This window comes from Rhodococcus sp. NyZ502, from assembly GCF_041464245.1.
Taxonomy (GTDB): Bacteria; Actinomycetota; Actinomycetes; order Mycobacteriales; family Mycobacteriaceae; genus Rhodococcus_F; species Rhodococcus_F qingshengii.
Map to the genome: position 1 here is coordinate 2,370,703 of NZ_CP167155.1, position 25,113 is coordinate 2,395,815.

The 25,113-nt window shown below is 62.7% G+C and carries 23 protein-coding genes and 1 other RNA gene; 15 read left to right on the forward strand and 9 right to left on the reverse strand.

Going from position 1 to position 25,113, the window contains the following annotated elements:
- Nucleotides 1–209: 209 nt before the first annotated feature.
- The 3 genes from ACBG85_RS11085 to ACBG85_RS11095 are packed head-to-tail and all read left to right on the forward strand — an operon-like array spanning nucleotide 210 to nucleotide 3,762.
- Nucleotides 210–1,400: a hypothetical protein gene (locus ACBG85_RS11085; RefSeq protein WP_007731279.1), complete on the forward strand. Its 1,191-nt coding sequence runs from the start codon at nucleotides 210–212 to the stop codon at nucleotides 1,398–1,400.
- Between the two features lie 15 nt (nucleotides 1,401–1,415).
- The gene (locus ACBG85_RS11090; protein ID WP_003942293.1) at nucleotides 1,416–2,393 is read left to right on the forward strand and encodes an isopenicillin N synthase family oxygenase; all 978 of its coding nucleotides are present in this window, start codon (nucleotides 1,416–1,418) and stop codon (nucleotides 2,391–2,393) included.
- 40 nt (nucleotides 2,394–2,433) lie between these two features.
- A complete protein-coding gene (locus ACBG85_RS11095) occupies nucleotides 2,434–3,762 on the forward strand; it encodes an amidohydrolase family protein (protein ID WP_058039108.1) in 1,329 nt (442 codons plus the stop codon).
- 6 nt (nucleotides 3,763–3,768) lie between these two features.
- Here the strand turns inward: ACBG85_RS11095 and ACBG85_RS11100 are convergent, their stop codons facing one another.
- The 3 genes from ACBG85_RS11100 to ACBG85_RS11110 all read right to left on the reverse strand — a co-directional run bounded on the left by ACBG85_RS11100 (nucleotide 3,769) and on the right by ACBG85_RS11110 (nucleotide 8,241).
- On the reverse strand, nucleotides 3,769–5,403 hold the full coding sequence (locus ACBG85_RS11100) for an acyl-CoA synthetase (protein WP_063316616.1): 1,635 nt from the start codon (nucleotides 5,401–5,403) through the stop codon (nucleotides 3,769–3,771).
- Nucleotides 5,404–5,559: 156 nt separating this feature from the next.
- The gene (locus ACBG85_RS11105; protein ID WP_003942363.1) at nucleotides 5,560–6,765 is read right to left on the reverse strand and encodes an acyl-CoA dehydrogenase family protein; all 1,206 of its coding nucleotides are present in this window, start codon (nucleotides 6,763–6,765) and stop codon (nucleotides 5,560–5,562) included.
- Between the two features lie 27 nt (nucleotides 6,766–6,792).
- Entirely contained in the window at nucleotides 6,793–8,241 is a 1,449-nt protein-coding gene (locus ACBG85_RS11110) for an acyl-CoA dehydrogenase family protein (protein WP_003942317.1), read from the reverse strand.
- Nucleotides 8,242–8,344: 103 nt separating this feature from the next.
- On the opposite strand from ACBG85_RS11110, the gene ACBG85_RS11115 reads away from it, so the two are divergent.
- Together ACBG85_RS11115 and ACBG85_RS11120 are read left to right on the forward strand one after the other, a co-directional pair.
- Nucleotides 8,345–9,490, forward strand: coding sequence for a sensor histidine kinase (locus tag ACBG85_RS11115; RefSeq protein WP_256261657.1), 1,146 nt, complete (start codon nucleotides 8,345–8,347; stop codon nucleotides 9,488–9,490).
- Nucleotides 9,487–10,125: a response regulator gene (locus tag ACBG85_RS11120; RefSeq protein ID WP_372027487.1), complete on the forward strand. Its 639-nt coding sequence runs from the start codon at nucleotides 9,487–9,489 to the stop codon at nucleotides 10,123–10,125. The genes ACBG85_RS11115 and ACBG85_RS11120 overlap by 4 nt, the downstream gene beginning before the upstream one ends.
- On the opposite strand, the gene ACBG85_RS11125 is transcribed toward ACBG85_RS11120, so the two are convergent.
- The 3 genes from ACBG85_RS11125 to ACBG85_RS11135 form a co-directional block, all read right to left on the reverse strand.
- Nucleotides 10,119–11,651: a multicopper oxidase family protein gene (locus ACBG85_RS11125; protein ID WP_372027489.1), complete on the reverse strand. Its 1,533-nt coding sequence runs from the start codon at nucleotides 11,649–11,651 to the stop codon at nucleotides 10,119–10,121. The two genes, ACBG85_RS11120 and ACBG85_RS11125, sit on opposite strands and share 7 nt — an antisense overlap.
- Nucleotides 11,652–11,787: 136 nt before the next feature.
- Nucleotides 11,788–12,570 (reverse strand): histidinol-phosphatase, encoded by a 783-nt coding sequence (hisN, locus tag ACBG85_RS11130; protein WP_007731284.1) that lies wholly within the window; start codon nucleotides 12,568–12,570, stop codon nucleotides 11,788–11,790.
- A gap of 19 nt (nucleotides 12,571–12,589) precedes the next feature.
- Nucleotides 12,590–13,084 (reverse strand): carbonic anhydrase, encoded by a 495-nt coding sequence (locus ACBG85_RS11135; RefSeq protein WP_007731285.1) that lies wholly within the window; start codon nucleotides 13,082–13,084, stop codon nucleotides 12,590–12,592.
- Nucleotides 13,085–13,193: 109 nt separating this feature from the next.
- Here ACBG85_RS11135 and prfB point away from each other — a divergent pair, with 109 nt between their 5' ends.
- The 7 genes from prfB (at nucleotide 13,194) to ACBG85_RS11170 (ending at nucleotide 18,844) form a co-directional block, all read left to right on the forward strand.
- The gene (gene prfB, locus ACBG85_RS11140) at nucleotides 13,194–14,300 is read left to right on the forward strand and encodes a peptide chain release factor 2 (protein WP_003942364.1); all 1,107 of its coding nucleotides are present in this window, start codon (nucleotides 13,194–13,196) and stop codon (nucleotides 14,298–14,300) included.
- Between the two features lie 22 nt (nucleotides 14,301–14,322).
- The gene (locus ACBG85_RS11145; RefSeq protein WP_003942304.1) at nucleotides 14,323–15,207 is read left to right on the forward strand and encodes a mechanosensitive ion channel family protein; all 885 of its coding nucleotides are present in this window, start codon (nucleotides 14,323–14,325) and stop codon (nucleotides 15,205–15,207) included.
- Entirely contained in the window at nucleotides 15,204–15,689 is a 486-nt protein-coding gene (locus ACBG85_RS11150) for a hypothetical protein (RefSeq protein ID WP_007731286.1), read from the forward strand. Before ACBG85_RS11145 ends, ACBG85_RS11150 begins: the two co-directional genes overlap by 4 nt.
- Before the next feature lie 71 nt (nucleotides 15,690–15,760).
- On the forward strand, nucleotides 15,761–16,441 hold the full coding sequence (gene ftsE, locus ACBG85_RS11155; RefSeq protein WP_020969258.1) for a cell division ATP-binding protein FtsE: 681 nt from the start codon (nucleotides 15,761–15,763) through the stop codon (nucleotides 16,439–16,441).
- Between the two features lie 81 nt (nucleotides 16,442–16,522).
- Complete coding sequence (ftsX, locus tag ACBG85_RS11160; RefSeq protein ID WP_003942367.1) at nucleotides 16,523–17,428, forward strand: permease-like cell division protein FtsX; 906 nt, start codon at nucleotides 16,523–16,525, stop codon at nucleotides 17,426–17,428.
- Nucleotides 17,429–17,504: 76 nt separating this feature from the next.
- The gene (smpB, locus tag ACBG85_RS11165) at nucleotides 17,505–17,978 is read left to right on the forward strand and encodes an SsrA-binding protein SmpB (protein WP_003942330.1); all 474 of its coding nucleotides are present in this window, start codon (nucleotides 17,505–17,507) and stop codon (nucleotides 17,976–17,978) included.
- A gap of 8 nt (nucleotides 17,979–17,986) precedes the next feature.
- On the forward strand, nucleotides 17,987–18,844 hold the full coding sequence (locus ACBG85_RS11170; protein WP_081557686.1) for a DMT family transporter: 858 nt from the start codon (nucleotides 17,987–17,989) through the stop codon (nucleotides 18,842–18,844).
- 36 nt (nucleotides 18,845–18,880) lie between these two features.
- On the opposite strand, the gene ACBG85_RS11175 is transcribed toward ACBG85_RS11170, so the two are convergent.
- Nucleotides 18,881–19,465: a helix-turn-helix domain-containing protein gene (locus ACBG85_RS11175; RefSeq protein WP_372027491.1), complete on the reverse strand. Its 585-nt coding sequence runs from the start codon at nucleotides 19,463–19,465 to the stop codon at nucleotides 18,881–18,883.
- A gap of 65 nt (nucleotides 19,466–19,530) precedes the next feature.
- Here ACBG85_RS11175 and ACBG85_RS11180 point away from each other — a divergent pair, with 65 nt between their 5' ends.
- From ACBG85_RS11180 to ssrA, 3 genes are all read left to right on the forward strand, one after another.
- Complete coding sequence (locus ACBG85_RS11180) at nucleotides 19,531–20,478, forward strand: NAD(P)/FAD-dependent oxidoreductase (protein WP_064075179.1); 948 nt, start codon at nucleotides 19,531–19,533, stop codon at nucleotides 20,476–20,478.
- 20 nt (nucleotides 20,479–20,498) lie between these two features.
- A complete protein-coding gene (locus ACBG85_RS11185) occupies nucleotides 20,499–22,091 on the forward strand; it encodes an SDR family oxidoreductase (RefSeq protein ID WP_372027493.1) in 1,593 nt (530 codons plus the stop codon).
- A gap of 66 nt (nucleotides 22,092–22,157) precedes the next feature.
- Nucleotides 22,158–22,528, forward strand: a transfer-messenger RNA (tmRNA) gene (gene ssrA / locus ACBG85_RS11190).
- Nucleotides 22,529–22,632: 104 nt separating this feature from the next.
- Here ssrA and ACBG85_RS11195 read toward each other — a convergent pair.
- Nucleotides 22,633–23,613: an alkaline phosphatase family protein gene (locus ACBG85_RS11195; RefSeq protein ID WP_003942284.1), complete on the reverse strand. Its 981-nt coding sequence runs from the start codon at nucleotides 23,611–23,613 to the stop codon at nucleotides 22,633–22,635.
- 101 nt (nucleotides 23,614–23,714) lie between these two features.
- Entirely contained in the window at nucleotides 23,715–25,016 is a 1,302-nt protein-coding gene (locus tag ACBG85_RS11200; protein WP_075832897.1) for an HNH endonuclease signature motif containing protein, read from the reverse strand.
- Nucleotides 25,017–25,113 lie beyond the last annotated feature (97 nt).

A 25,113-nucleotide genomic window follows, 5' to 3' on the forward strand; every position in this document is an offset into this window, starting at 1 on the left:
TGTATGAACCATCTTGAATTGCATGTATGTCGCCTAGATTGCTGAATGTAAATGTGAGGTGACATTGCAGGTGAAGCGAGAATCCGGGCGCGCGTTACCTGATGGAAACAACTAGTCGATTGCATGTAATCCATGTGCTGCAGAGTGTGCACATCGGATCATCCTTCCTGGTTCGCCCACATCCCAATTGTTTTCACGAAGGAGACGCTGTGTATTCAAATCGCAAGGTGCATTCCAATCGCAGAAGTGTGGGAGCGGCCGGCGCGGCACTGGCCATGTGTGCAGCCATCGGATTGACTGCGTGCAGCTCCAGTGAGGCTGAGACGGCCAAGGCTGAATCTCTCGAACCAGCTGCCGAGGCTCAGAACCTAGCGGGTCTCTGTCCGGAAAACGTTGTGGTTCAACTCCAATGGCAGCCGCAGTCGGATATGGGAGCGCTCTTCGAGATGCTTGGTCCCGGCTATTCGGTCGACACCGACGACAAGTCCGTCAGCGGGACTCTTGTCGCCGGAGGGAAGGACACCGGAGTCGACTTGACCTTGCGGGCCGGGGGACCGGCAATCGGGTTCCAATCCGTCAGCTCCCAGATGTACGTCGACGATTCGATCACTCTCGGCTTGGTGCACGGCGATCAGGTGATCGCGGCAGCGGCAAGTCAGCCCGTTGTGGCCGTCACGCCATTGCTCAAGTACAGCCCGGCAATCCTCATGTGGGACAAAGAGTCTCATCCGGAATGGGCGAGTGTTGCCGATATCGGCAAGTCCGACGCGAGTGTCGTCGTTTCCAAGGAGCAACTGTTTCCGCAGTGGCTCGTGGCGAAAGGCCTACTGAAGCAGTCTCAGCTCGACACGAGCTACGACGGAGCTCCCTCGCGATTTGTCGGTGACCCGACCATCGCTCAGCAAGGATTCGCGAATTCGGAACCGTACACGTACGAGAAGGAGACGCCGGCGTGGGACAAGCCGGTTTCCTATGACCTGCTGAAAGATTCGGGTTTCGACATCTACGCGTCCAATGTTTCCGTTCGTGCCGACAAGGTCGAGACACTCTCCCCGTGTTTGAGCAAGCTGGTTCCGATCATTCAGCAGGCCACCGCGGACTACATCACTGCGCCGGATACGGCGAATGCTGCCATTGTCGACGTCGTCTCGCAGGACGTGTCGTTCTCTCCCTACACCGAGGGTGAAGCAGCGTTCAGTGCCCAACTCTTGAAAGAGAAGGGCCTGATCGCGAACGAGGCGGACGGATCCGTCGGCACGTTCGACATGACGCGAGTCGCTCACACCGTCGAAGAACTGAAGCCCATCCTGAACGCCGGGGGTGCGGCGATACCGCAGTCATTGACTGCAGAAGAGATCTACACCGACAAGTTCACCGATCGGTCCATCGGAATCCGCTGAAGGAGCTGACAGCAAATGACGTACGACATGACAGAACTCAACCGCGAGACCCGCATGGGTGGCCTGGGCACGGAGACCACCGACCGCGAGGTCCGAAGAATCGATCTCTCGGATTTCGAGAACCGGCGCAGCGAGATCGCCGAGGAGTTGTGGTCGGCAGCGACCGACATCGGATTCTTCCAAATCGTCAATCACGGGATCGATCTGGACCAGGTCCGCGAGGCTTTCGCGGCGGCCGAGCGATTCTTTGCACTGCCCACCGAGGTCAAAGCGCAGTATCCGCTCAAGAAGGGTTTCAACTCCGGCTGGGAGAGCATGACGCAGGTGCGTCCGTCCATCGGAACACCTGATCAGAAAGAGTCCTATCAGGTGACCCGCCCGCATATGGGTGATCTGTGGCCCACTGCAGACGAATTGGGCGGATTCCGCGAAACGATCCTGGACTTCGAAGCCAAGTGCTGGGGCATTGCGATGGACCTGTTGTCGTGCTTCGCCGAGAAGCTGGGATTCGAACGAGACTTCTTCACCAGGGCACATGACCCGTCGGTGGACACCTACCAGAGCACGCTGCGACTACTCCACTACTTCCCCCTTGCCGCCGACGCAGATGTCGAAGGGATGTGGCGTGCCGGAGCACACACCGATTTCGATTGCCTGACATTGCTTTTCCAGCGTGACGGTCAGGGCGGCTTGCAACTGTGCCCGGGCAAGGAGATGGACACCCAGGAATGGACGTCGGTGGTGCCGGCTGAGGAAGCAATCACCTGCAACATCGGCGACATGCTGATGAGATGGAGTGATGACGTCCTGCCGTCGAATTTTCATCGAGTCAAGAGTCCCGGAGTCACCGACTATCGGGGAGCCCGCTACAGCCTCGCGTTCTTCGCTCAGGCGAACCGCGACGTGACCATCGAGGGGCCGGCGGGCAAGTACCCGCCGATCACTGCCGAGGACTACATCGACCAGCGAGTACGCGCGAACTTCGCGCGTTGATCCGTATCCGTTCCGTCACACACTTTCAGGAGAACTGGCGATGACTACCGCGCCCAAGAACATGACCGACGCGATCATCCGGGACGTGACGTTGTACAGCGGCGGGCAATGGCTGACCGGCCACGACGTCGTCGTCTCGAATGGGGTGGTCGAATCGATCGAGAAGTCGACCGGCACCGCCACACCTGGAAGTGTGGACGGATCGGGGGCGTATCTGATCCCTGGGTTCGTCAACACCCATACGCACCTTCAGCAGTCACTGATGCGTGGGATCGCCGAAGGGACACCGCTTCTCGAATGGCTACTCGCGGTCGCAGAAGAGTCGGTTCAGATCACGCCGGAGCGCGCATACACGGCCACTGTCGCAGCCTCGCTGGAGGCATTGCGCAGCGGTACGACCACCCTGGTCGAACACATGTGGCCGCACCCGTCCAGCGAGGTTCACGACGCTGTGATCCGGGCGTTGCACGACACCGGGATTCGTGCCGTACTGGGACGCGGAACCGCAGACCGGGCGGACAAGACGAGGAAGTGGGGCTTCGATCCGCGGCTCATGCAACCACTCGGAGACGTTCTCGCACATACGGATCAGATGATGCGCGACGTCGCAGGTTCCCGCGTCGACGTGGCAGTCGCGGTACCGAACCCGCGTTCGCTGACCCCGGAGGGGATGTCGGAAGTGCGTGAGTTCGCGCAGGCTCGCGACCTGACGGTCTCGATTCACCTGCTCGAGACGCAGACCGACAACACGATGTGTACCGAACACGCGGGCATGAACGCGGTCGACTACCTGGATTCCCATGGGTTCTTGTGGGACCGGGTGCTGGCGGTCCACTGCGTCGAACTCGACGACCGTGGTCAGAAGGTGCTGGCGGAGCGCGGCGTCGGAGTGTCGTACAACCCCGTCAGCAACATGCGGCTCGGTAGCGGAATCGCGCCCGTCCCGAGTTTCCTCGACGCGGGGATCGCGGTGGGGTTGGGTGTGGACGGCGCAGCCAGCAACGATACTCAGGACATGCTCGAGACGCTGCGCACCGGCGCCTACGTGCAGCGAGCCGCGCGCGGCCGCGCCGACCTGCTCGGCTTCGAAGCCATGATCGACATCGCATCCGGCGGTGCAAACGCAGCACTCGGTCTGCCGGCCAGGTCCGGCGGGATCTCCGTGGGTGATCCCGCCGACCTCACCATGATTCGGTTCGAACGCGACTTCGGTTGCCTCCCGGTACGAGATCCGGGCGCGTCCATTCTCACGACGGGCAGTCGTCAGATAGTGGACACGGTGTTGGTTGCGGGCGAGGTCGTACTCCGCGACGGGCACTCCACTCGCGTCGACGAGGCGGAATTGATCCGCACGCTCAGCGCTTTGTGACTGTGCTCAGTCTTCGCTGATCTCCATCTCGATCAGGACGCGGCGCAACAGCTTTCCGGTGGCGTTGCGGGGAAGTTCGTCGATGAAGACGATCTCGCGGGGAACCTTGTAGCGCGCGAGATTCGACCGGACGTGATCCTTCAGCTCGTCGGAGTTCTGGTCGGCGCCGTGGGCGACGACGACAAACGCTCGCAGGCGGTGCCCGAAGTCGGCGTCCTCGACTCCGATGACTGCCGCTTCCAAGACGTCCTCGCGATCGGCGAGCAGGTTCTCGACTTCGAGCGGGTAGACGTTCTCGCCACCGGAGACGATCATGTCGTCGTCGCGGCCGTCGACGAAGAGGAGGCCGTTGGCGTCGAAGTGTCCGACGTCGCCGGTCGAGAGAAGTCCGTCGATACGTTCCTTGTCGCGCCCGTCGGTGTATCCCTCGAAGCTCAGCCCGCTGGCGACGAAGATCCTGCCGATCGTGTGTGGGGTGGTGATCTTCCTGTTGTTCTCGTCGAACAGTTCGACGTGACAGGTCACCGGAGCGCGGCCCGCGGTTCCCGGCGCAATGGTCAGATCCTCGGGAGTCGCGACCGTGGCCACTGCGACCTCGGTGGATCCGTACAGGTTGTAGAGGACGTACCCGAACGAGGCCGTGACTCGCTTGCACAGGTCGGGTGAGAGTGACGAACCTGCCGAGAAGATGATCTTCAGGTTCGACGTGTCGTACTTGGACAGCACGTCGGGACCGAGGTCGATGATGCGAGTGAGCATCGTCGGGACCACGACCAGACTGTCGCACTTGTACTGGGCGACAAGCTTGATCGTGTTCTCCGGATCGAACTTTCGATGCATGACGACGGTCTGGCCGAGCGCCAACGCGAGAGCGAACTGCGAGACGCCGGTTCCGTGGAAGGCGGGGGCCGCCATCATCATGGTCTGTCCGCGGCGCAACGGCACGCGGTCGAGGAACTGCGCCGACGCGAGAGGGGAGGTGTGGCCACGCGGCGCACCCTTGGGAGTTCCCGTTGTGCCGCTGGTGAGGAGGACGAAGCCACCGTTCTTCTCGGGTGCCGGCACCGACGACGTGGTGCGTCCGGCGATGGCCTCGTCGAGAGTAGCTGCCGTGGAACCGTCAGCGGCCGTGCCCTCTGGCCAGGAACGATAGACGACGACGTCGTCCGGCAAGGCATCGGCGATGTCCGCGAACTCGTCGTCGTAGACGAAGGCGACCACCTTCTCCCGCGCGGCGACGTCCACGAGTTGGGGCCGAGCGAAGCCCGTGTTCATGAGAACGAGCTTCGTTCCGTTTTTCGCTGCCGCCAGCATGGTCAGGACCAAGCCTCGATGGTTACGGCACATCGCACCCATGACGGAGTCGGAGGTGATGCCGTCGGCCTGCCACGCCCGGACCAACGCGTTGCTCTGACGCTCGAGCTCGGCATAGGTGATGGGTCCGCGCTCGTCGATGACCGCCACCGCATCGTAGCCGTTCTCGGCGTGTGCATGGACCGGCCCGGCAAAGGGTCCGTACTTGTCCACGGCTGCAATGGATTTGAGCCCGCGATCGAGGCGAGGGAACGGGACGAGTCCGGCTCGGAACATGACCCCCGCCGCGCCGATGGTGTCAGTGACCTTGGTGACCAATCCGGGCATACGTGAACCTCTTCCGAGCGTCGTTGTAGGACTGATTACACACTAATGCGCAATCAGGTTTCGGTGGTGAAGTTTCACGATGGCGACCGAGCACTCCGCCCCGCCACCTCGAAAGGTGGCGGGGCGGAGTGTTTCGGGATCTGGTCCGTGCGACCGTCACTTCAGTTCGGCGGACGACTTTCCGAGCAGGCGGCGTGCGACGATCAGCTGCTGGATCTGCTGGGTGCCCTCGAAGATGTCGAGAATCTTCGAGTCGCGGCCCCACTTCTCGAGCAACGGGCGCTGCGAGTAGCCGTAAGTGCCGGCCAACTCGACTGCCTTGAGCGTCACGTCGGTGCCGGTGCGGCCGGCCTTCGCCTTGGACATGGACGCTTCGAGCGAGTTCGGCTTCTTGTTGTCGGCCATCCACGCCGCGCGCAGAGACAGCAGGTACGCGGCCTCCCAGTCGGCTTCCAAACGGATGAACTCGGCTGCAGCTGCATGCTGGTTGTAGACCGGTGTGTCGTAGGAGATCTCGACACCGGCTTCGGTCAGGATGCCGCGCAGTTCTTCGAGAGCTGCGCGTCCGACGCCGACGGCCATGGCTGCAACGAGGGGCCGGGTGTTGTCGAACGTCTGCATGACGCCGGCAAAGCCCTGCTCCACGTTGACCTCCGGGCTGCCGAGGATGTTGTCCGCGGGAATGCGGCAATCCTGGAGCAGGAGTACTGCGGTGTCGGAGGCCTTGATGCCCAGCTTGTGCTCGAGGCGGGCAACGCTCAGGCCCGGTGCGTCACGCGGAACGACGAACGATTTAATGGCCGCTCGGCCCTTCGACTTGTCGACCGACGCCCACACGACGATGTGCGTCGAACGCTCACCGGCGGTGACGAAGATCTTCTCGCCGTTGAGAACCCACTCGTCGCCGTCGAGAACGGCGGTGGTGGTCACTGCGGCGGAGTCGGAACCGAAACTCGGTTCGGTGATGGCCATCGAGGCCCACACCTTACCGAAACGTTCGAGCTGTTCGTCGGTTGACACTGCGGCGATCGCGGCGTTGCCGAGCCCCTGGTAGGGGATCGAGAGCATGAGTCCGACGTCGCCCCAAGACGTTTCGAGCGAGTTGAGGAGCGCAGACATGTTGCCGCCGTTGGCGTTGCCACCCTTGGCGCTCGCGTCGGACCGTCCGCCGCTGGCACCGCCGATGTCTCCACCGGAATCGGAGAGGCCTTCGACCATGGCGGCCATGGTGTCGAGCTCGACGGGATACTCGTGCTCAGCGAGATCGTACTTACGTGAAATGGGTCGGAAGATCTGCGCCGCGACCTGATGTGCCTGGTTCGCTGATGCTTTGAGCTTCTTGGGAAGTTCGAGGTTGATCATCGTGGTTCTCCTGGAAGTTCAGCGGCGTCAGATGAGGACGATGCCCTCGGCAACGCCGATGGCACGGAGGTCGCGGTACCAGCGCTCGACCGGGTGTTCCTTGGTGAACCCGTGTCCACCGAGGAGTTGCACACCGTCGAGGCCGATCTGCATGCCCTTCTCGGAAGCCAGCTTCCGGGCCAGAGCGGATTCGCGAGCGAAGGACAAGCCCTGCTCGGCGCGTGAAGCGCCCCGAAGCGTGACCAGGCGCAGTCCGTCGAGTTCGATGCCGATGTTGGCGACCATGAAGGCAACCGCCTGGCGGTGGCTGATCGGCTCGCCGAACGCTTCGCGCTCGTTGACGTACGGAATCACGTAGTCGAGAACTGCCTGGCTGGTGCCGACGGCCATGGACGCCCAACCGAGTCGAGCCAGGCGAATCGCGTCGGCGTATTCGGCCTTACGCTGCTCGGCGTCACCGTCGCCGAGCAGTGCGGACTCTGACACAGCGACGTCGGTGAGGATCAGGCGACCCAGACCGGCGGCGCGCAGACCCATGCTGGGATCTGCTTCGACGACGAGTCCCTTGGTGTCGGATTCGACGATGAAGAAGGACGGCTTGCCGTCGAGTTCTGCGGCGATGACGAAGAGTTCGGACGTAGCGGCGGCGGGCACCAAGCTCTTGACGCCGTTGAGCTTGTAGCCGCTGGGGGAGCGAACTGCCTTGGTCTGCAGGGCAAACGGATCGAACAGTGCGCGTGGTTCGTTGACCACCACTGCTGCGCCGGGGACCTGCTCGCCGGTGAAGGCCGGAAGGTAGGTCTTCTGCTGCGCGTCGGTGCCCCACTGCGTCAGTGCGACTGCAACGCCGCTGGGTGCGAGGATCGGAAGTGCAAGCCCCATGTCTCCGTGCGCAAGTGCCTCGGCAACAAGAGAATTGGTGACTGCGCCGCGATCGGCAGCTGCTCCGTCGAGTTCTTCGGGAACATTGATCAGCGTGATGCCGAGCTCGGCTGCGCGCTTGGAGAGATCGGCGGGTGCCTGCGCTGCGCCGTCGGCGTCGTGCGCTGCGGGACGCAGGATCTCGGCCGCGAACTCGCGCACGGTCTCGACGATCATCTTCTGGTCGTCGTCGGGGGTCAGATCGAAGTAGTCGGCGTTCTTGCTCGGGTTGTCGGGCAGGCGCTTGGGTGCGCCGTTGCCCGAGACCTTCTGGAATCCTCGAGTGGCGGCACCCAGGGTTTTGAAGCCCGTCTTGGTGCCCTCGTAGGTCACGCGATCGATGGTCTGACGCAGATTGAACTTCTCGGCCAGTTCCGAACCGGTGATCTTGGTAAGCACACGCATGGCTGCGCCCATGGCGTCGCGTTTGATCGGGTTCAGGCCGACGGCGGACGTGTCGCGGGGCGCACCCTTGGCGCCGCCGCGCTGCGCGCCCGATTCGCTGCGCTGAGCGCTCTTGTCGGGGGCAACACTGTCTTGCTTGGTCATGATCACCAGCTGTTTCTCGGTGTTGGGGCGTTGGACGATCCTTATCTTACTCATCAGTAAGGTCTGTTGTCGAGAAACCGCGAAATGATGCGCGTCATAGGCTCGAGGGGTGAACCGGACAGAGGTGCCAGATCGGATACAGCGGTACGTGCGCTACACGCCGTTGGTGGTGGTCCCGTGCCTGCTGATCGCCAGCACGTATCCGGGGGAGTATCGAGTTCCCCTCACCTACTGGATTCTGTCGATGCTGTCGGCGCTCGCCTTCGCCGTCGGCCGTCGATGGCCGGTCTTCGCGTCCCTGGTCATCTCGGCGCTCGCCGTTCCGATGTTCGTCGCCGACGCCTGGGGGCTGTCCGAGCTTGTTCCGTATCTCGGGGCGGTCGCCGTCGTCGACGTCACGATGCGGGCCGAGCGTAGAGAAATGGTTGCCGTATCGGCAGCAGGATGGTGCGGTTCGGTGCTCGCGGGTATCTGGTTCGAATCTCACGAAGCGTTCTGGTCTGTCACGACGGCTGTGAAAGTGCTTGCGTACGTGGGGTTGCCACTGCTGCTCGGGCTGTATCTACGCTCGCAGCGTGAATTGGCCGCGAACAATCTTGCGCAGACCCGCGCTGCGGAGCGCAGTGCGCTCGCCCGCGAACTGCACGACCTGGTTGCGCACCACATGGCATCGATCGTCCTGAGAATCGGCGTGGCTCAACATGTCTTGGCGCCCCAGGACGAGGCCGTGCGTGAGGTCCTCGCGGATGTGCGTGGGACTGCGTCCGATGCGCTGGCCGATATCCGTCGTCTCCTGGTCGCACTTCGTGATCCTTCGCTCGGTGAGGTCGCTTTGGTCGAGCCGGATGCCGTCGAGGCGGAAATCGAGGCGGCGATAGATCGTGTGCGTGCGGCGGGTTTCGAGGTGCAGGCAGTCTTCGATGCCCAGGAGAATGTCGAGTCAGGCGCAGCCGATCTCGACGCGATCGGGAGGCTGACGTTGTTGCGGGTGATTCAGGAATCACTGACCAACGTCATGAAGCACGGCGACAAGAAGGGGCTGGTATCGGTCTCGGTCGGTCGCGAAGACAACCGGGTGCATGTCAGGGTTGTCAACCACGTCGAGGGATCGCCTCGGAGTGCAGGTCATGGCCTGGTGGGAATGCAGGAGCGTGCGGAGTTGGTCGGCGGCGAGATGACCGCCGGCACCAACAGTGACGGGAAATGGGAAGTGCACGTGAGTATTCCACTCGTTGTCTCGGGCGATGTCTCGTGATCAGCGTGCTGATCGTCGACGACCAGCGACTTGTGCGCGCCGGTTTGCGGATGCTGTGCGCGGCAGCCGAGGACATGACCGTGGCCGGTGAGGCGTCGAACGGCGTCGAGGCGGTAGCGCTCGCTGCAGAATTGGATCCCGACGTGATTCTGATGGACTTGAGAATGCCCGGACTGGACGGGATCGGCGCCACGCAGCAGATCGTCAAGGCCGGTCGTCGAGCGCGCATCCTCGTGCTGACCACCTTCGACGACGACGATCATCTGTATCCCGCACTCGCCGCGGGGGCTTCGGGATTCTTCGTCAAGGACACCGAACCCGCCGAGTTGCTCGGTGCCATTCGGCGGATCGCCGAGGGCGAGATGGTGTTCACTACGGAACTTCTCCGCCGCGTTGTGGATCGAGCGGTGATCGGTGGTATCGCAGACACTGCTGTGACGGGCAAGGTTCCGTTGACCGATCGCGAATCGCAGGTCCTCGCACTGGTGGCAGAAGGGAAGAGCAATCAGGAGATCGCGGACACGCTGCATCTCGGTGTGACCACGGTGAAGACGCACGTGGCGAACCTGATGTCGAAGACCGGTTGCGACAATCGGGTTCGCCTCGCCGTGTACCACTTGCAGAACTTTCAGTGACCGGAGTGCGAACCAGGCATCGGCATGTCCATCGGCATGTCCATCTGCATCGGAGCCGCCTTCTGCCCCGGTTCGAGGACGAGGAATTGGCCCATCATCCCTTGGTCCTCGTGCATCAGCAGGTGGCAGTGGAACATATACGGGAACGTGGGATCGGTGTACTCGGACCACTGCAGCGCGACGCGAATCCTACTGCCCGGTGGTGTGTAAACAGTGTCCTTGAGTCCTCGTAAGTGAGGCGGAGGAGTGCGACCGTCGACGTCGAGGATCTGGAACTGTACGTCGTGGACATGGAAATTGTGTGGCCAGTTGTCCTTGTTGGTGATCGTCCACACCTCGGTCGCGCCGACCTCGGCCTCGAAGTCGATGCGGTTCATGTCCATTCGTTGCCCGTTGATCATGTACCACTGCAGATCGAAGGTTCGGGAAACGCTTGCCTTCGACGGATCCAGACGCGGCAGTACGGCCAACTGCGCCGGGAGAGTCGACCGTGACGCGCGGCTGGCAACGCCCCGCAGTTCGAGGATGTCGAAGCGGTCGTTCATGCCGAAGTTCTCGGCGTCGGAGGAACTCACGCCACCGCCGTCCTCGATCGGGAACGACACCAGTGTGGTCGTCGCACCGGGGTCGACGCGAACCACGATCTCGGCTCGTTCGCCGGGGCTGAGCTGAATCCGCTCGATCGCAATAGGTGATTCGAGCAGTCCGCCGTCGGTGGCAATCAGATCGAACGTGCGGTCGTCGGGGAACCCCAGGTTGTAGAGACGGCCGGAAGAGCCGTTCAGAATGCGTAACCGGACGACCCCGGTGGTGACGTCGAGGTAGGCGTCGGAGATGCCGTTGGTGACGATCGTGTCGCCGAGCAGGCCTATGTCGGTCGGATCCGATTCGTCGAAGCTGCCGTCGGCGAGGAATCGACGATCCTGGATGATCAGCGGAACATCGTCGACACCATAGGTTTTGGGGATGTCCAACGCCCGCGTGTCGGCGTCGTCGATCAGGAACAGTCCGGCGAGACCGCGCTGCACGTGCCGTTCGGTGGATCCGTGCGGGTGTGGGTGATACCAGAGCGTCGACGCCGACTGGCCGATCGTCCACGCCGGTTCCCAGCGTCCGCCGGCTTCGATGGTCTGGTGCGGGCCGCCGTCGTATCGGGCGGGCAGATGCATGCCGTGCCAATGGACGGTCGTGGGCTCTGCCAGTGTGTTGTCGATCGTGAATGCGACAGATTCTCCGCGTTCGGCGCGGACGGTCGGCCCCAGAATGGATCCGTTGAAACCCCAAGTGTCGGTGAGTTTTCCCGCGACGATCTCGGTGGTCCCGGCACCGGCACGAAGTGTGAAGTGGCGAACACCGGCGTCGTCGACGGTGGATTCGGCAAGCGGCGGAATCGGTAGCGGACGCGAAGTTCCGGCCACCGCCAACGTGGCGCTCTTCGCTGCCGGGTCGGCGCCGCAGCCCACCGCGAGCCCGAGGGGCGCTGCGGCCAGACCGAACAGAATCGTGCGCCTGGAAATCCGGTTCATCGTTCTCCTGGAAGTAGTGCGTGATCAACTACTTCCAGTCAACGGGCCGAGATGTCGTGCCGAATCCTGCCGGCGGGCCTGTCGGAACTCCTCCCTCGGACCCTTGCGGCGGGTGGGATGTTCTGGTACTCGGGTGTTACCGCAGGCGGGCCAGAACGTCTTCGTGCAGCAGTCCGTTGGTGGCGACCGCGCTGCCGCCGTGCGGACCTGCGCCGCCGTCCAGATCGGTGAACGCGCCGCCGGCCTCACGGACCAATACGTCGAGCGCTGCCAGATCCCACAGGGAAACCTCGGGTTCGGCAGCAATGTCGACGGCGCCTTCGGCCACGAGGCAGTAGGAGAAGAAGTCCCCGTAACCGCGCACGCGCCAGACGTGGTCGGTGAGTTCGACGAACTGATCGCGAATTCCGCGGTCCTTCCACCCCGAGAGGCTCGAGAAGCTCAGGCTCGCTGACTCGCTGCGATCGACGGCGGATACCTGGATCGCCCGCGCATCACTGTCCCCGAAGGAAGTATGTGCACCCAAACCTGTTGCAGCCCACCATCGCCGATTCAGTGCAGGTGCGCTCACGACGCCGATGACCGGGACGCCGTCCTCGAGCAAGCTGATCAGCGTGGCCCACACCGGTACGTTGCGGACGAAGTTCTTGGTCCCGTCGATGGGGTCGACCACCCACTGTCTGCCCTCGAAGACTGCGTCGCCGCCGAATTCCTCGCCGAGTACGGAATCCGCAGGACGATGCTCACCGAGCGTCGCGCGCACTGCTCGCTCGACAGCCAGATCGGCGTCGGAGACGGGGGTGAGGTCCGGCTTGTCGTCCACTCGAAGGTCGAGGGCGCCGAAGCGGGCGCGAGTGATCGCGTCAGCCTCGTCGGCGATACGGAGGGCGAGTGCGAGGTCGGATGCGCGATCGGTCACGGGTACACAACCTACCGGCTCAATCGGGGAGGACCTCGTTCAGCTTTCCGGTTGCGACGTCGAAGACGAATCCGCGTAGGGAGGTCGTCGCGGTGACGAACGGACTGTTCTCGATGCGCTTCAACGACTGACGGACGTCCTCGTCGATGTCGGGAAACGATTCGGCAGCCCAATTTGGTTTGATGCCGATCTCGTCCTGGATGGATCGCTTGAAGTCGTCGTCGGTGAACGTCAGCATTCCGCAGTCGGTGTGGTGGATGAGGATGATCTCGGTAGTTCCCAGCAGACGCTGGCTGATGGCCAGGGATCGGATCTCGTCGTCGGTGACGACTCCACCCGCATTGCGGATGACGTGCGATTCACCTTCCTTGATTCCGAGCACCCGATAGACGTCGATGCGGGCGTCCATGCAGGCGAGTACGGCGACGTGTTTGCTGGGTGGGAGGGGGAGCGGTCCGGTGAACTGCTCGGCGTAGGCGGCGTTGTTCTGCAGGTATTCGTCGGTGACAGTCATCGTTCCAGTAGGTTCCCTCGGAGCGACGTTGGCAAGGCTTCCAGTCCCGGTGATCCCAATACGTGACGGGCGGCAGGGCCGAGGTCGGCACCCGGTAGCCTTGAGAACCGTGCATCCCGACGTAATTGCAGACCTGAACGCCCTCGACACCACCCTTCGCACCTGCGAATCGGTTGTGGACGTCGAGGAGCTGCGCCGACGCATCGACGAGCTCGAGCACCAGGCAGCCGACCCGGGTCTGTGGAACGACCAGGAACACGCCCAGCAGGTCACGAGCCAGCTCTCCCACGCGCAGGCCGAGCTGCGCCGGATCGTGGCACTACGCGAGCGACTCGACGAGATGCCGATCCTCTACGAACTGGCAGAAGACGAAGGCCCCGACGCGGTGGCCGACGCCGACGCCGAGCGCGCGAGCCTGCGAGACGACATCGCGGCGATGGAAGTCAAGACCATGCTCTCGGGCGAGTACGACGAGCGCGACGCGCTCATCAACATCCGCTCCGGTGCCGGCGGTATCGACGCTGCAGACTGGGCCGAGATGCTCATGCGTATGTACATCCGCTGGGCGGAGAAGCACGACTACGGCGTCGAGGTCTACGACACGTCGTACGCCGAAGAAGCCGGACTCAAGAGCGCGACGTTCGCGATCAAAGGCCCGTACACGTACGGCACGTTGTCCGTCGAGATGGGCACTCACCGGCTCGTTCGCATCAGCCCCTTCGACAACCAGGGTCGTCGTCAGACGTCGTTCGCCGAGGTCGAGGTACTGCCGGTCGTCGAGACGACCGACCACATCGAGATCAACGAGAACGACATCCGCGTCGACGTCTACCGCTCGTCCGGTCCCGGCGGCCAGTCGGTCAACACGACGGACTCCGCCGTTCGACTCACGCACATCCCGACGGGAATCGTCGTCACCTGTCAGAACGAAAAGTCGCAGCTCCAGAACAAGGTGTCGGCGATGCGCGTCCTGCAGGCAAAGCTGCTCGCGGTCAAGCGTCAGGAAGAGCGCGCCGAGATGGATGCGCTCAAGGGCGACAGCGGCAGCTCGTGGGGCAACCAGATGCGCTCCTATGTTCTGCATCCGTACCAGATGGTCAAGGACCTGCGTACCGAGTACGAGGTCAACAACCCGTCGGCAGTGCTCGACGGCGACATCGACGGGTTCCTCGAGGCCGGCATCCGCTGGCGCATGAGCGAGAACCAGTCCGCATAGCGTTCGGATACCGAAAGGCACGATGACTTTACTTCGACCTGGGCAGAACCTGCTCGATTGGCTTCAAACCACCGGTTTGTCCGTCCTCATGACCGTGCTCGGGGCGATGATTCTCGCCCGGTTGGTCAGTTGGGGAGGCAACAAGGTCACCGACCAGATCGACTCCAACTATCAGTTGGGCGATGCGCTGGTTCGTTCCGAGGCGACCAAGCATCGTCACTCGGTCGCGCAGGTCATCACCTGGGTGGTCATCACGTTCATCTACGTGATCGCGACGCTGAAGGTTCTCGACCAACTGAACCTGCCGATCGGAAGTCTCGTCGCGCCGGCGACCGTTCTCGGTGCGGCGCTCGGTTTCGGTGCACAGCGCGTCGTGCAGGACATTCTTGCCGGTTTCTTCATCATCACCGAACGTCAGTACGGCTTCGGTGACACCGTGCGACTTGCGATCACCGGCTCCTCCGACGACGCCGAGGGTGTCATCGAGGACGTGACCCTGCGCGTGACGCGAATGCGGAACTCCGACGGCGAGGTCATCACCGTTCCCAACGGGCAGATCGTGAAAGCGACCAACCTGTCCAAGGATTGGGCACGCGCCGTCATCGACGTTCCGGTTCCGGCGACCGCCGATCTCACCCGGGTCAACGAGGTGCTTCGCCAGGTCGGAGTCGACGCGATGGCCGACCGCGGACTCAAGAAACTGCTGCTCGACGAGCCCACGGTCATGGGCGTCGAAAGCCTGGAGGTCGATCAGGTCAACGTGCGGATGGTCGCGCGCACACTCCCTGGCAAACAGTTCCAGGTCGGACGCGCTCTTCGCGTCCGCGTCGCCGCAGCACTGCGACGTCAGGGGATCACGGTGTCACCGGATCTGCACACCGTACGGACCGAGGAGGCGAGCGAATGACCGATCAGGAACCGCGCCGCGGACTCGACCGACTGTTTCACCTGGACTGGCTCCCGTCCCGGATTTTCGGCGGCCGGATGCGAACCTCTACCTTCATTCTCATCGTGGCGTGGATATTGACGTATCTGTTGCATACGTATCTCAATCCTGAGGACCCGACCGCAGTGACACCACCGCCCAGCGTGGACACGTCGCAGACCGAGCCTTACGTCGCGCCCTCGGTCAAACCGTCGACGACGACCCCCGTGCCGTCCTCGACCGAGCCGACGACTACGTCCGAGACCCAGTCTCCGGAATCGAGCACGGGCAGCTCAGGTTCTCCGACTCCGACTTCGGGTCCCGCGCCTGCGCCGGGCAACGCCGAACAGTCCGCGACCACGGTGCCGACGACTCCGGCGACGACGACCGTTCCCCAACCTGGCGCGGCGATGCAGGCACCGACGTCTGTGCCGCAGTCACCCGCGACCACCGGTACCGGATAAGGACGAGGGTGCTCGCGCGTGGCGCCAAGGTCACCGTTAGATAACGGCTAGACTGGCTAGTTGTGATCAGCATGAAGAATGTGTCGAAGTCCTACAAGGCCTCCACCAGGCCGGCGCTCGACAAGGTCAGTGTGGAGGTGGAGAAGGGGGAGTTCGTCTTCCTCATCGGCCCCTCCGGCTCCGGCAAGTCGACGTTCATGCGGTTGCTGCTCAAGATGGAGTCGCCCACGTCCGGCGACATCGAGGTCGCGGATTTCCACGTCAACAAGTTGGCGGCCCGCCGCGTGCCGAAGCTTCGCCAGAGCATGGGCTGTGTGTTCCAGGACTTCCGCTTGCTTCAGCAGAAGACGGTCTCCGAGAACGTGGCCTTTGCGTTGGAAGTCATCGGCAAGCCCCGCAACGTCATCGCGCGCACTGTGCCCGAGGTTCTCGACATGGTCGGTCTGGCCGGCAAAGCCGATCGACTGCCCACCGAACTTTCCGGCGGTGAGCAGCAGCGCGTCGCCATCGCCCGCGCATTCGTGAACCGCCCTCTCGTGCTGCTCGCCGACGAGCCCACCGGCAACCTGGACCCCGAAACGAGCCAGGACATCATGCTGCTGCTCGAGCGGATCAACCGCACCGGCACCACCGTCGTGATGGCGACCCACGATCACCACATCGTCGACTCCATGCGTCGACGCGTCATCGAACTCGATCTCGGCAAGGTGACCAGAGACGAAGCGCGGGGTGTGTACGGCGTCGGCAGGTAGCGCCGACTACGACCACACGTCCCGTACGCCCACCGGTTGTCGTGAAACAACCGGCCTCTCGAAAAGGAATCGGATTCCCCGATGCGCGCCAGCTTTATTTTCAGCGAAGTCCTGACCGGCCTACGCCGCAACATCACGATGACCATCGCCATGATCTTGACGACGGCGATCTCCCTCGGACTCTTCGGCGGTGGTCTGCTGGTCGTGCAGATGGCAGGCAAGACCCAGCAGATCTTCCTCGAACGAGTCGAGGTGCAGATCTTCCTGACCGACGACATCTCTTCGGCCGATCCCGGTTGCGAGCAGGAGATCTGCAGTTCGTTGCGCAAGGAACTCGAGCAGACTCCGTCCGTCGTCGCGGTTCAGTACCTCAACCGCGAAGACGCCGTGAAGGACGCCACCGAGCGCGTGTTCAAGGACCAGCCCGAACTGGCAGCCCTGGTGAGCCCGGACAGCTTCCCGGCGTCGTTCAAGGTCAAGCTCAGTGACCCGGAGCGGTTCGGCGTCATCAACGACACCTTCGGTTCGAGGCCCGGCGTCGAGAGTGTGCTCAATCAGCGCGAGTTGGTGGACCGACTGTTCAGCGTGCTCGGTGGAGTGCGCAACGCAGCGTTCGCGATCGCGATCGTCCAGGCGATAGCGGCCATCCTGCTCATCGCCAACATGGTCCAGATCGCCGCGTTCACGCGTCGTACCGAGGTCAACATCATGCGGTTGGTCGGCGCGACGCGTTGGTACACCCAGCTTCCGTTCCTCCTCGAAGCCGTCGTGGCGGCCTTGATCGGTGCGGTGCTCGCCATTGCCGGACTGTTCACGGCGAAGAACGTCTTCATCGACGGGGTCCTGTCCGACGTCTACGAAGCGAACATCGTGGCGCGGATATCCAACAGTGACGTGCTGTTCGTCTCGCCGATCCTCGTACTTGCCGGTGTCGGAATGGCCGCGGTGACGGCGTACGTGACGCTGCGTCTGTACGTCCGCGAATAATCGGTTTGCACGAGCTTCTATGCTGGAACAGCAAGAACCATTCGACGGCAAGACAGCGGACTGAGAGGCCCGGACAGTGAAGGAAAAGGGCCGCAAGGTCATTGCGACCAATCGCAAAGCACGCCACAACTACACGATCATCGACACCTACGAGGCCGGCATCGCTCTCGTCGGGACCGAGGTCAAGAGTCTGCGTGAAGGCAAGGCGTCGCTCGTCGACGCGTTCGCCACGGTGGACAACGGCGAAGTGTGGTTGCGCTCGTTGCACATTCCGGAGTACACGCAAGGCACGTGGAACAACCATTCGCCACGGCGTACCCGAAAGCTCCTGCTGCACAAGCGTGAGATCGAGCACCTCGTCGGTAAGACCCGCGAGGGAAACCAGACGCTGGTCCCGCTGTCGATGTACTTCAACGACGGCAAGGTCAAGGTCGAACTCGCACTGGCAAAGGGTAAGCAGGACTACGACAAGCGCCAGGACATGGCCAAGCGCACCGCCGAGCGCGAGGTGACCCGCGAGCTCGGTCGTCGTATCAAGGGCATGCGCTGACCTCCATCCTGCTTGCCCTCGTGGCGGCAGTTGCCTACGGAGTCAGCGACTTCGTCGGGGGAGTTGCGTCACGACGAGTTGCCGCACTGCGTGTGGTGATCGTCTCGTATCCACTCTCGCTCGTCATCGTTCTGATCGCAGCACCTTTCGTATCCGGGACGCTGACGCCGAACGGTCTGATCTGGGGTGCGATCGCGGGCGTCACGAGTGGTCTGGCGGTCTGGTGGTTCTATCTCGCGCTGGCAACCGGCCCCATGTCGGTGGTCTCGCCGCTGACAGCTGTTCTGGTGGCGGGCATTCCGGTGCTCGTCGGCTTCGCTTTCGGTGAGCGGCCGGGGTTGATCGCGTACCTGGGTATTGCCGTCGCGCTGGTCGCCGTCGTCCTGGTCAGCCGCGAGTCGCCTGACGACACCGCGGGTGAGGTTGCCGGCGGAATCGCCCTCCGCTTCACCAGACAAGTGGCTCTTCTGACCGTCGGAAGCGGTGGCGCATTTGCACTCTCGTTCATCGCACTTCACCAGATCGGCGAGGGCAGCGGGCTGTGGGCGTTGGCCGTATCTCGAGGTGCCGCGACCGTCGTGGTGTGGTTGGTCGCGCTGGCGGCCGGTCACTTCGTTCTCCCACGAGGCGAGCCACTCAAGCTCGCGGTGTACGTCAGCGTCCTCGACGTCGTCGCGAACGGGACGATGATCTACGCGTTCCAAGGCGGAATGCTCTCACTGGTCAGCGTGATCGGTTCGCTGTATCCGGCTGCGACGGTTCTGCTCGCCATGGTGATGCTGGGCGAGCGGGTAAGCCGCGTGCAACAAGCGGGAATGCTGTTGGCGCTGGCGGCAGTCGGCATGATTGCCGTCGCGGGCGCCTAGATTTTTTCGAGTTCCAGCGTTTTCAGTCCTAGCGTTTCAGCCGCGTCTGTCGGCCGGCGCTGCGCGTAGGTGAACCCGTTCGCCTTGTTTTCCGAAGAGGCTGATCGCCTCGGCCGGCCGTCCGTCGGCAGCACTGATGCGGTGCGGGATGTGCGTGTCGAACTCGGCGGCCTCGCCTGCCCCCATGATGAAATCCCGGTCGCCGAGTTGGAGTCGGATGCGCCCGGACAGAACGTAGACCCACTCGTAGCCCTCGTGGGATCCCGGTTCGCGATCGTCGTCGGTGGGCGAGATGATCATCTTGTAGGCCTGCAGATTGCCGGGTTGACTGGTCAGCGGAATGACCGTCATACATCCGACCGTTCGAGGTTCTTCTCGAACGCGGGGGTCCTTGATCTTGCTGTTCACCAGGTCGTCCAACGGGACGCCGTGTGCCTTGGCAATCGGCAGCAGAAGCTCCAAGTTGGCTCGGCGAGTACCGGATTCGAGTCTCGACAGTGTGCTGACGCTGATGTCGGTGGCCTCCGACAAATCGGCCAGGGTCATCCCGGGCTGTTGGCGCAACGCACGTAGGCGAGGGCCGATGCCGGCTAGTACGGCTTCGAACGATGGTTCGGTCATGCACTCATTTTGCCAAAGTGGCAACAGTGTTTGTCAAGACTGCGTTCTCTTGTCATTCTGGATTCATGACGCAGAACTCATTCGACGTAGCAGTAATCGGAGCCGGTGCGGCAGGCCTCAACGCCGCACTCATTCTCGGTCAGGCACGCAGGTCCGTGATCGTCTTCGACAACGGATCGCCACGGAACGCGGCCGCCGACCACATGAACGGATTCCTCTCCCGTGACGGCATGAACCCGGCAGAATTGTTGACCATCGGCCGAGGTGAGGTCCGCAAATTCGGCGGCGAGTTCCATGACGGCACCGTTGTCTCCGTGACACGGGACGGCGAGAAATTCTCGGTAGAACTGGCTGGCGGCAGCAAGATTCAGGTGCGCAAGGTGCTTGTTTCGACGGGTCTGACGGACCGCCTACCGGTAGAACTCGATGTCTTCGGCGAGCGTTGGGGCCGCGATGTGTTGCACTGCCCGTACTGCCACGGGTACGGCGTGCGTGATCAGCCGCTCGGCGTGATCGCCAAGAGCGCGGAATTTGCGATGCACCAGGCGCTCATGGTTCGCCAGTGGTCCGATGACGTGGTTCTCTTCCTTCATCGCATCACCGAACTGAGTTCCGAAGATCGGGAAAAGCTTGCGGCTCGCGGTATTTCGATCGTCGAGGGTGAGGTTGCCGGTCCCGTCGTCGAGGATGATCGGTTGGTGGGCGTGCGGTTGGCCGACGGCAGTGTGGTCGCGCGTTCGGCGGTCTTTGTCGGTGGCGCCCTCACGATGGACCCCAACGATGCGATCTTGCGCGCATTCGGTGCGCAGCGCGCCGAGACGATGATGGGCGATTTTGTCACAGTCGACATGATGGGGGCCACAAGCGTGCCCGGCGTGTTCGCCGCGGGCAATGTCGTGGACCCGGGTGCCCAGGTCATCATGGCCGCAGCCGCCGGGGCGAAGGCCGGAGCGGGGATCAACATGATGTTGACCAACGACGACCTCGAGGTTGCACTCGCGCTTCGCAGTTGAATTGTGCGTAGCGTGGGGTGATGGACGCAGTGAGAGTGTTGATCACGGGTGCGACCGGATACATCGGCGGACGTCTTGCCCCTCGCCTGGTCGAAGAGGGTCATCGAGTTCGAGTGGTGGTGCGCAGCCCGGAGAAACTACGCGATGTTCCCTGGCACGATTCGGTGGAGATCAAGCGCGGGGATCTGACCGACAGTGCCACCCTCTCAGGTGTTTTCGACGATATCGACGTGGTCTACTACCTCGTTCACGCCATGGGTGGGGGAGGGTCGTTCTCGGATATCGACAAGCGAAGCGCGGAGAACGTCGCCGCCGCTGCCCGCGATGCGGGGGTGCGACGGATCGTCTACCTGGGCGGGCTTCATCCCTCCGACCGAGAGTTGTCGACTCACTTGCAGTCCCGGCTCGAAGTCGGTCGGATCCTGCTCGACTCCGAGGTTCCGGCGGTTGTGTTCCAAGCTGGAGTGGTGATCGGATCGGGTTCGGCGTCCTTCGAAATGGTGCGCCACTTGACCAATCGGCTTCCGGTGATGACCACACCCAAGTGGGTGCACAACAACATTCAGCCGATCGCGGTGCGTGACGTACTCCACTATTTGATTGCAGCCGCGGCGACGACGCCGGAGGTCAACCGCGCCTTCGACATCGGTGGGCCGGATGTCATGCAGTACGGCGAAATGATGAACACCTACGCCGACGTCGCTGGATTGGTACGCCGACGCATCCTCGTCCTGCCCGTCCTCACCCCGCGTCTGGCAGGTCACTGGGTGGGATTGGTCACGCCGATCCCACGAGGTTTGGCGATGCCCCTGATCGAATCCCTGCAGAACGACGCGGTGATGCACAATCACGACATCGACGGCTTCATCCCGCCTCCCGCCGAGGGCCTCACGCCGTATCGAGAAGCGGTGCGACTGGCACTTCGAAAGATCGACACCGGTGAGGTGGAGACGGCGTGGTCCGGTGCAACGATCGCGGGCGCTCCATCCGATCCTCTTCCATCCGACCCGGATTGGGCCGGCGAAGCGGTCTACGTCGATCATCGCGAACGTGACTGCGCGGCGGATCCGAAAACCCTCTGGTCGGTGGTCGAGTCGATCGGCGGCGAGAACGGTTGGTATTCATTCCCTTTGGCGTGGGCCATTCGGGGGTGGATGGACCGCGCGGTCGGTGGTGTCGGACTGCGCCGGGGCAGGCGGGATCCACGCCGGCTCAACACGGGCGAAGCCCTGGACTTTTGGAGGGTCGAAGAAATCGATCGAGGCAAGTTGCTCCGATTGCGCGCCGAGATGAAGGTCCCGGGCGGAGCATGGTTGGAGTTGCGAGTATCAGAAGGCCCAGCCGGTGCCGACGGACGGCCGGTGGGTTCCCACCTCGATCAACGCGCGGTCTTCTTCCCTCGCGGGCTCGCGGGTCGGGCGTACTGGTATTCGATCCTGCCTTTCCACGGAGTCGTCTTCCAGGGGATGATCACCAACATCACCGGTGCCGCCGAGCGTGAGATGGCTGCAGTGCAGGAAACGGGTGCAGTGCAGGAAGCGGGTGCAGTGCAGGAAGCGGGTGCAGTGCAGGAAACGGCTGGGGCGAAGGACACGGAAAGTGCCGCCGATTAATTGGTATGACTTCCGAACTTCGGCGCGTTATAGTGAATAGCCCCACGAAAGACGCGGGGCACACACGGGGCTGAACGGTTTCGACTGCGTGTGTTGAGTTAGGGGAAGCGTGTCGGTGCAGGCAAGAGACCACCGTAAGCGTCGCTGCAAACCTATAAGCGCCGATTCCAATCAGCGCGACTACGCTCTCGCTGCCTAAGTAGCGAAGCGTGTCTGTCAGCCCGGGGTTGCCCTCGACCCGGTTCCTGGCATCAGCTAGAGGGCTTTACTGTTCGGCTCGGTCACGGAGTCGGATGGGACATCAAACAGTGACTGGGATCGTCATCCTGGCTTGTTCGCGAGACTGGGAGATCCAAGTAGAGACTTAGCGAACTGCACACGGAGAAGCCCTAGCGATTCAACGTAGGACCCGGGTTCAATTCCCGGCAGCTCCACAACAGGTCGGGCCGGAGAGCACACGCTCTCCGGCCCGACCTTTTTGCTGCCTTTTTGCTGCTGTCTTGCTGCGGCACTCTGCTGTGTGGCCCGGGCCTTCTTGCGATCAGGAGCCGAAGAATCCCAGGTCGACCGAGCCGACGAAGCCGGGAGCTTCCTTGGCCAGCGGCTTGCCGTCCAGATCGGCAGGCAATGCAACGCCCAGGCTCTTGAGGATTGTCGGGGTGATGTCGGCGATCGTGTACGAGTCTGTGTTCTTACCGGCCGCGTATCCCGCGCCGCGTGCTATGACGAATGTCGTTGCTTCAGCGGGTGTCTGACCGCCGTGCCCACCGGCGGGCTTGTGCCCGTGATCCGCAGTGACCAGTACAGTCCACTTCTCGCCGGTCTTTGCTGCGCGCTGATCGACGGCATCGACAATCTTGCCCACCTGAGCATCGACCGAGGCGATGGACTCTTCGTACGCAGCGCCGTTGGTGCCGCCGCTATGTCCCGCGCCGTCCACCTGATCGAGTTGGGTGAAGATCAGGTCAGGTCCCTTGTCTGTGATGTCGCGGGCGACGGCGTCTGCCGTCGCAGCGTCGGTGGCCGCTCCGGAACCTGCATCGGCCGTGGTGACGACAACGTCGGCTTTCGGTGTCCCACTGGAGGCGATGTTGTCGATGCCGCCCCAGGTGGAGATCGATTCGGTGAGGAGGGAGGGCTTTGCTGTTTCCAGCCGGGTGAAGACGCTCGGGTAGAGGTCGAAGCGGGCGCCCGCGTACGTGTTGTCCTTGACTCCGTGCTTGGTATCCCAGACTCCGGTCAGGATGGTCGACCACGACGGTCCGGAGATGGTGGTGTGGCCGAGGATGGAAGATTCTCCGCTGGTTCCTTCGGCGATCAGCTTCTGGAGGCGGGGAGCGTCGGCGGTCTTGATGTGGCTGAGCATGGTGCCGTCGAGGCCGATGACAACTGTCTTCTCGGCGGCCGACGGATTGAGGTCGGATGATCCGGGAATTGCTGCAGCGGTTGCAGTTCCGGCTGCTACCGCGCCGGCGAGGAGGAGTGTGATGGCGGCTGAGGTGCGTGCGATTTTCTTGGTCACGCTAAGCATCTTGCGATAGGACTAGACCAATTGCACTACCTGGATGTGAGGGTTGTCCTGTTGTTCACGGCAGATTCAGATTGGACTAGACCAATGTTTCCTCAGGCGGCCCAACCGTCGAGGATGACGCTGACCGCGTGATCGAGGTGAAGGGGCTCGCCGTCCCATCTTGGGATGATCGCGTCGTCGGGTATGTCTCCGCGCAGTAGGCCATCAGCGAATCCCTCGGTCGGTGGTGCTGGGTCGATGACGTCACCATTGGCGTAAAGGAACTCGAACTTCTGCTCGCCGAGAGCAGTGATCGTGAACTGGCCGTCATGCAGCGCGCGGTGGCAGGTGCCGCACAGCATGATCAGATTGTCCAAGTCCGTATTTCCGCCGCGTCCCCAGAATTTCACGTGATGTGCGTGTAAGAAGCGAGTCCGCCCGCAACCCGGTGTGCGGCAACATTCGTCGCGGTAATTCAATGCCAGCATTTGTTTGGCGCTGACGACGCGGGTCCTTCGGCCCAGATTCAAAACGCATCCCTCCTTTGTCGTTCCCAGGCGAAGTTTCGCGTTGCAGAGCACTTCCTCGGCGGCACTTTGGGGGAGCGCGGGTCCACTTGGTACGCGGACGGTGTTCGCTTCGTGGAAGAACACAACTTCGTTCGCGGCGGCCTTGGACGTGCGGTCTGTGACTGCGGCGGTGGCGAGCTCTGCCATCGCGACGAGTCCTGGTCCGATATTTCCGGCCGGGTTCTTTGTAGCCTTCTCGTCGACAGGGCGGATGGCAGCGGTTCGGGTGCGTTCACGTTCCGCCACCGCCAATGCTGCGAGGATTCGGGCGCCGTCCTGTGCGGGCAGGCGTCCTTTGATGACAAACTCGCCCGTATCCGAGTCCCAATGCCAGCGGACCTGAAGATGTTCGGGCGCTTTGCTTTTGCCGGATTCATTGTCGGTTGCTTTACGCAGACCTGCGGCGAGACGATCGATCTGGGCTGCGGGCGCCTCGCATCCGAACCGAACCATCTGCTTTTCGTTTGACGGCGTCGTGACCCGGGTGAGTGCGCGAACCTTCGAGTAGGACAGCCGGCCTTGCTCGAAGGCCTTCCGCATCTCGGGCAAAGGTCGGAGCGCTTTGGCGACGCGAACATATTCCCTGCCGGTGTGCAGGCTCATTCCACATTTCCACGACAGCCAGTGGGCGCATGAATGCAGTCCAGGGCCGGTCCAGCCGCGATCTTCGTCGAATTTTGACAGGAGGGTAAGGAATCGAGCCGTGGCCGCCGCGATCTGGCCGGCGAGAGCGCAGATTTCGGAGCCGAGTTGCTCTACGTCGCTTCGGGTGGAATCCGGCGTTTCTTCATTGATCGGTGCCGCGGTATCGGTCAGTTCTGCGGTATCGGTCAGTGCTGCGTTCATCGTTGCCCCCGGCGCGTGTCCGACAATGTTTCGAATGTACGTTCGATAATAGATGCCAGTACCGACACACATCCGTGGATGAGGACGGAAAGCGTCC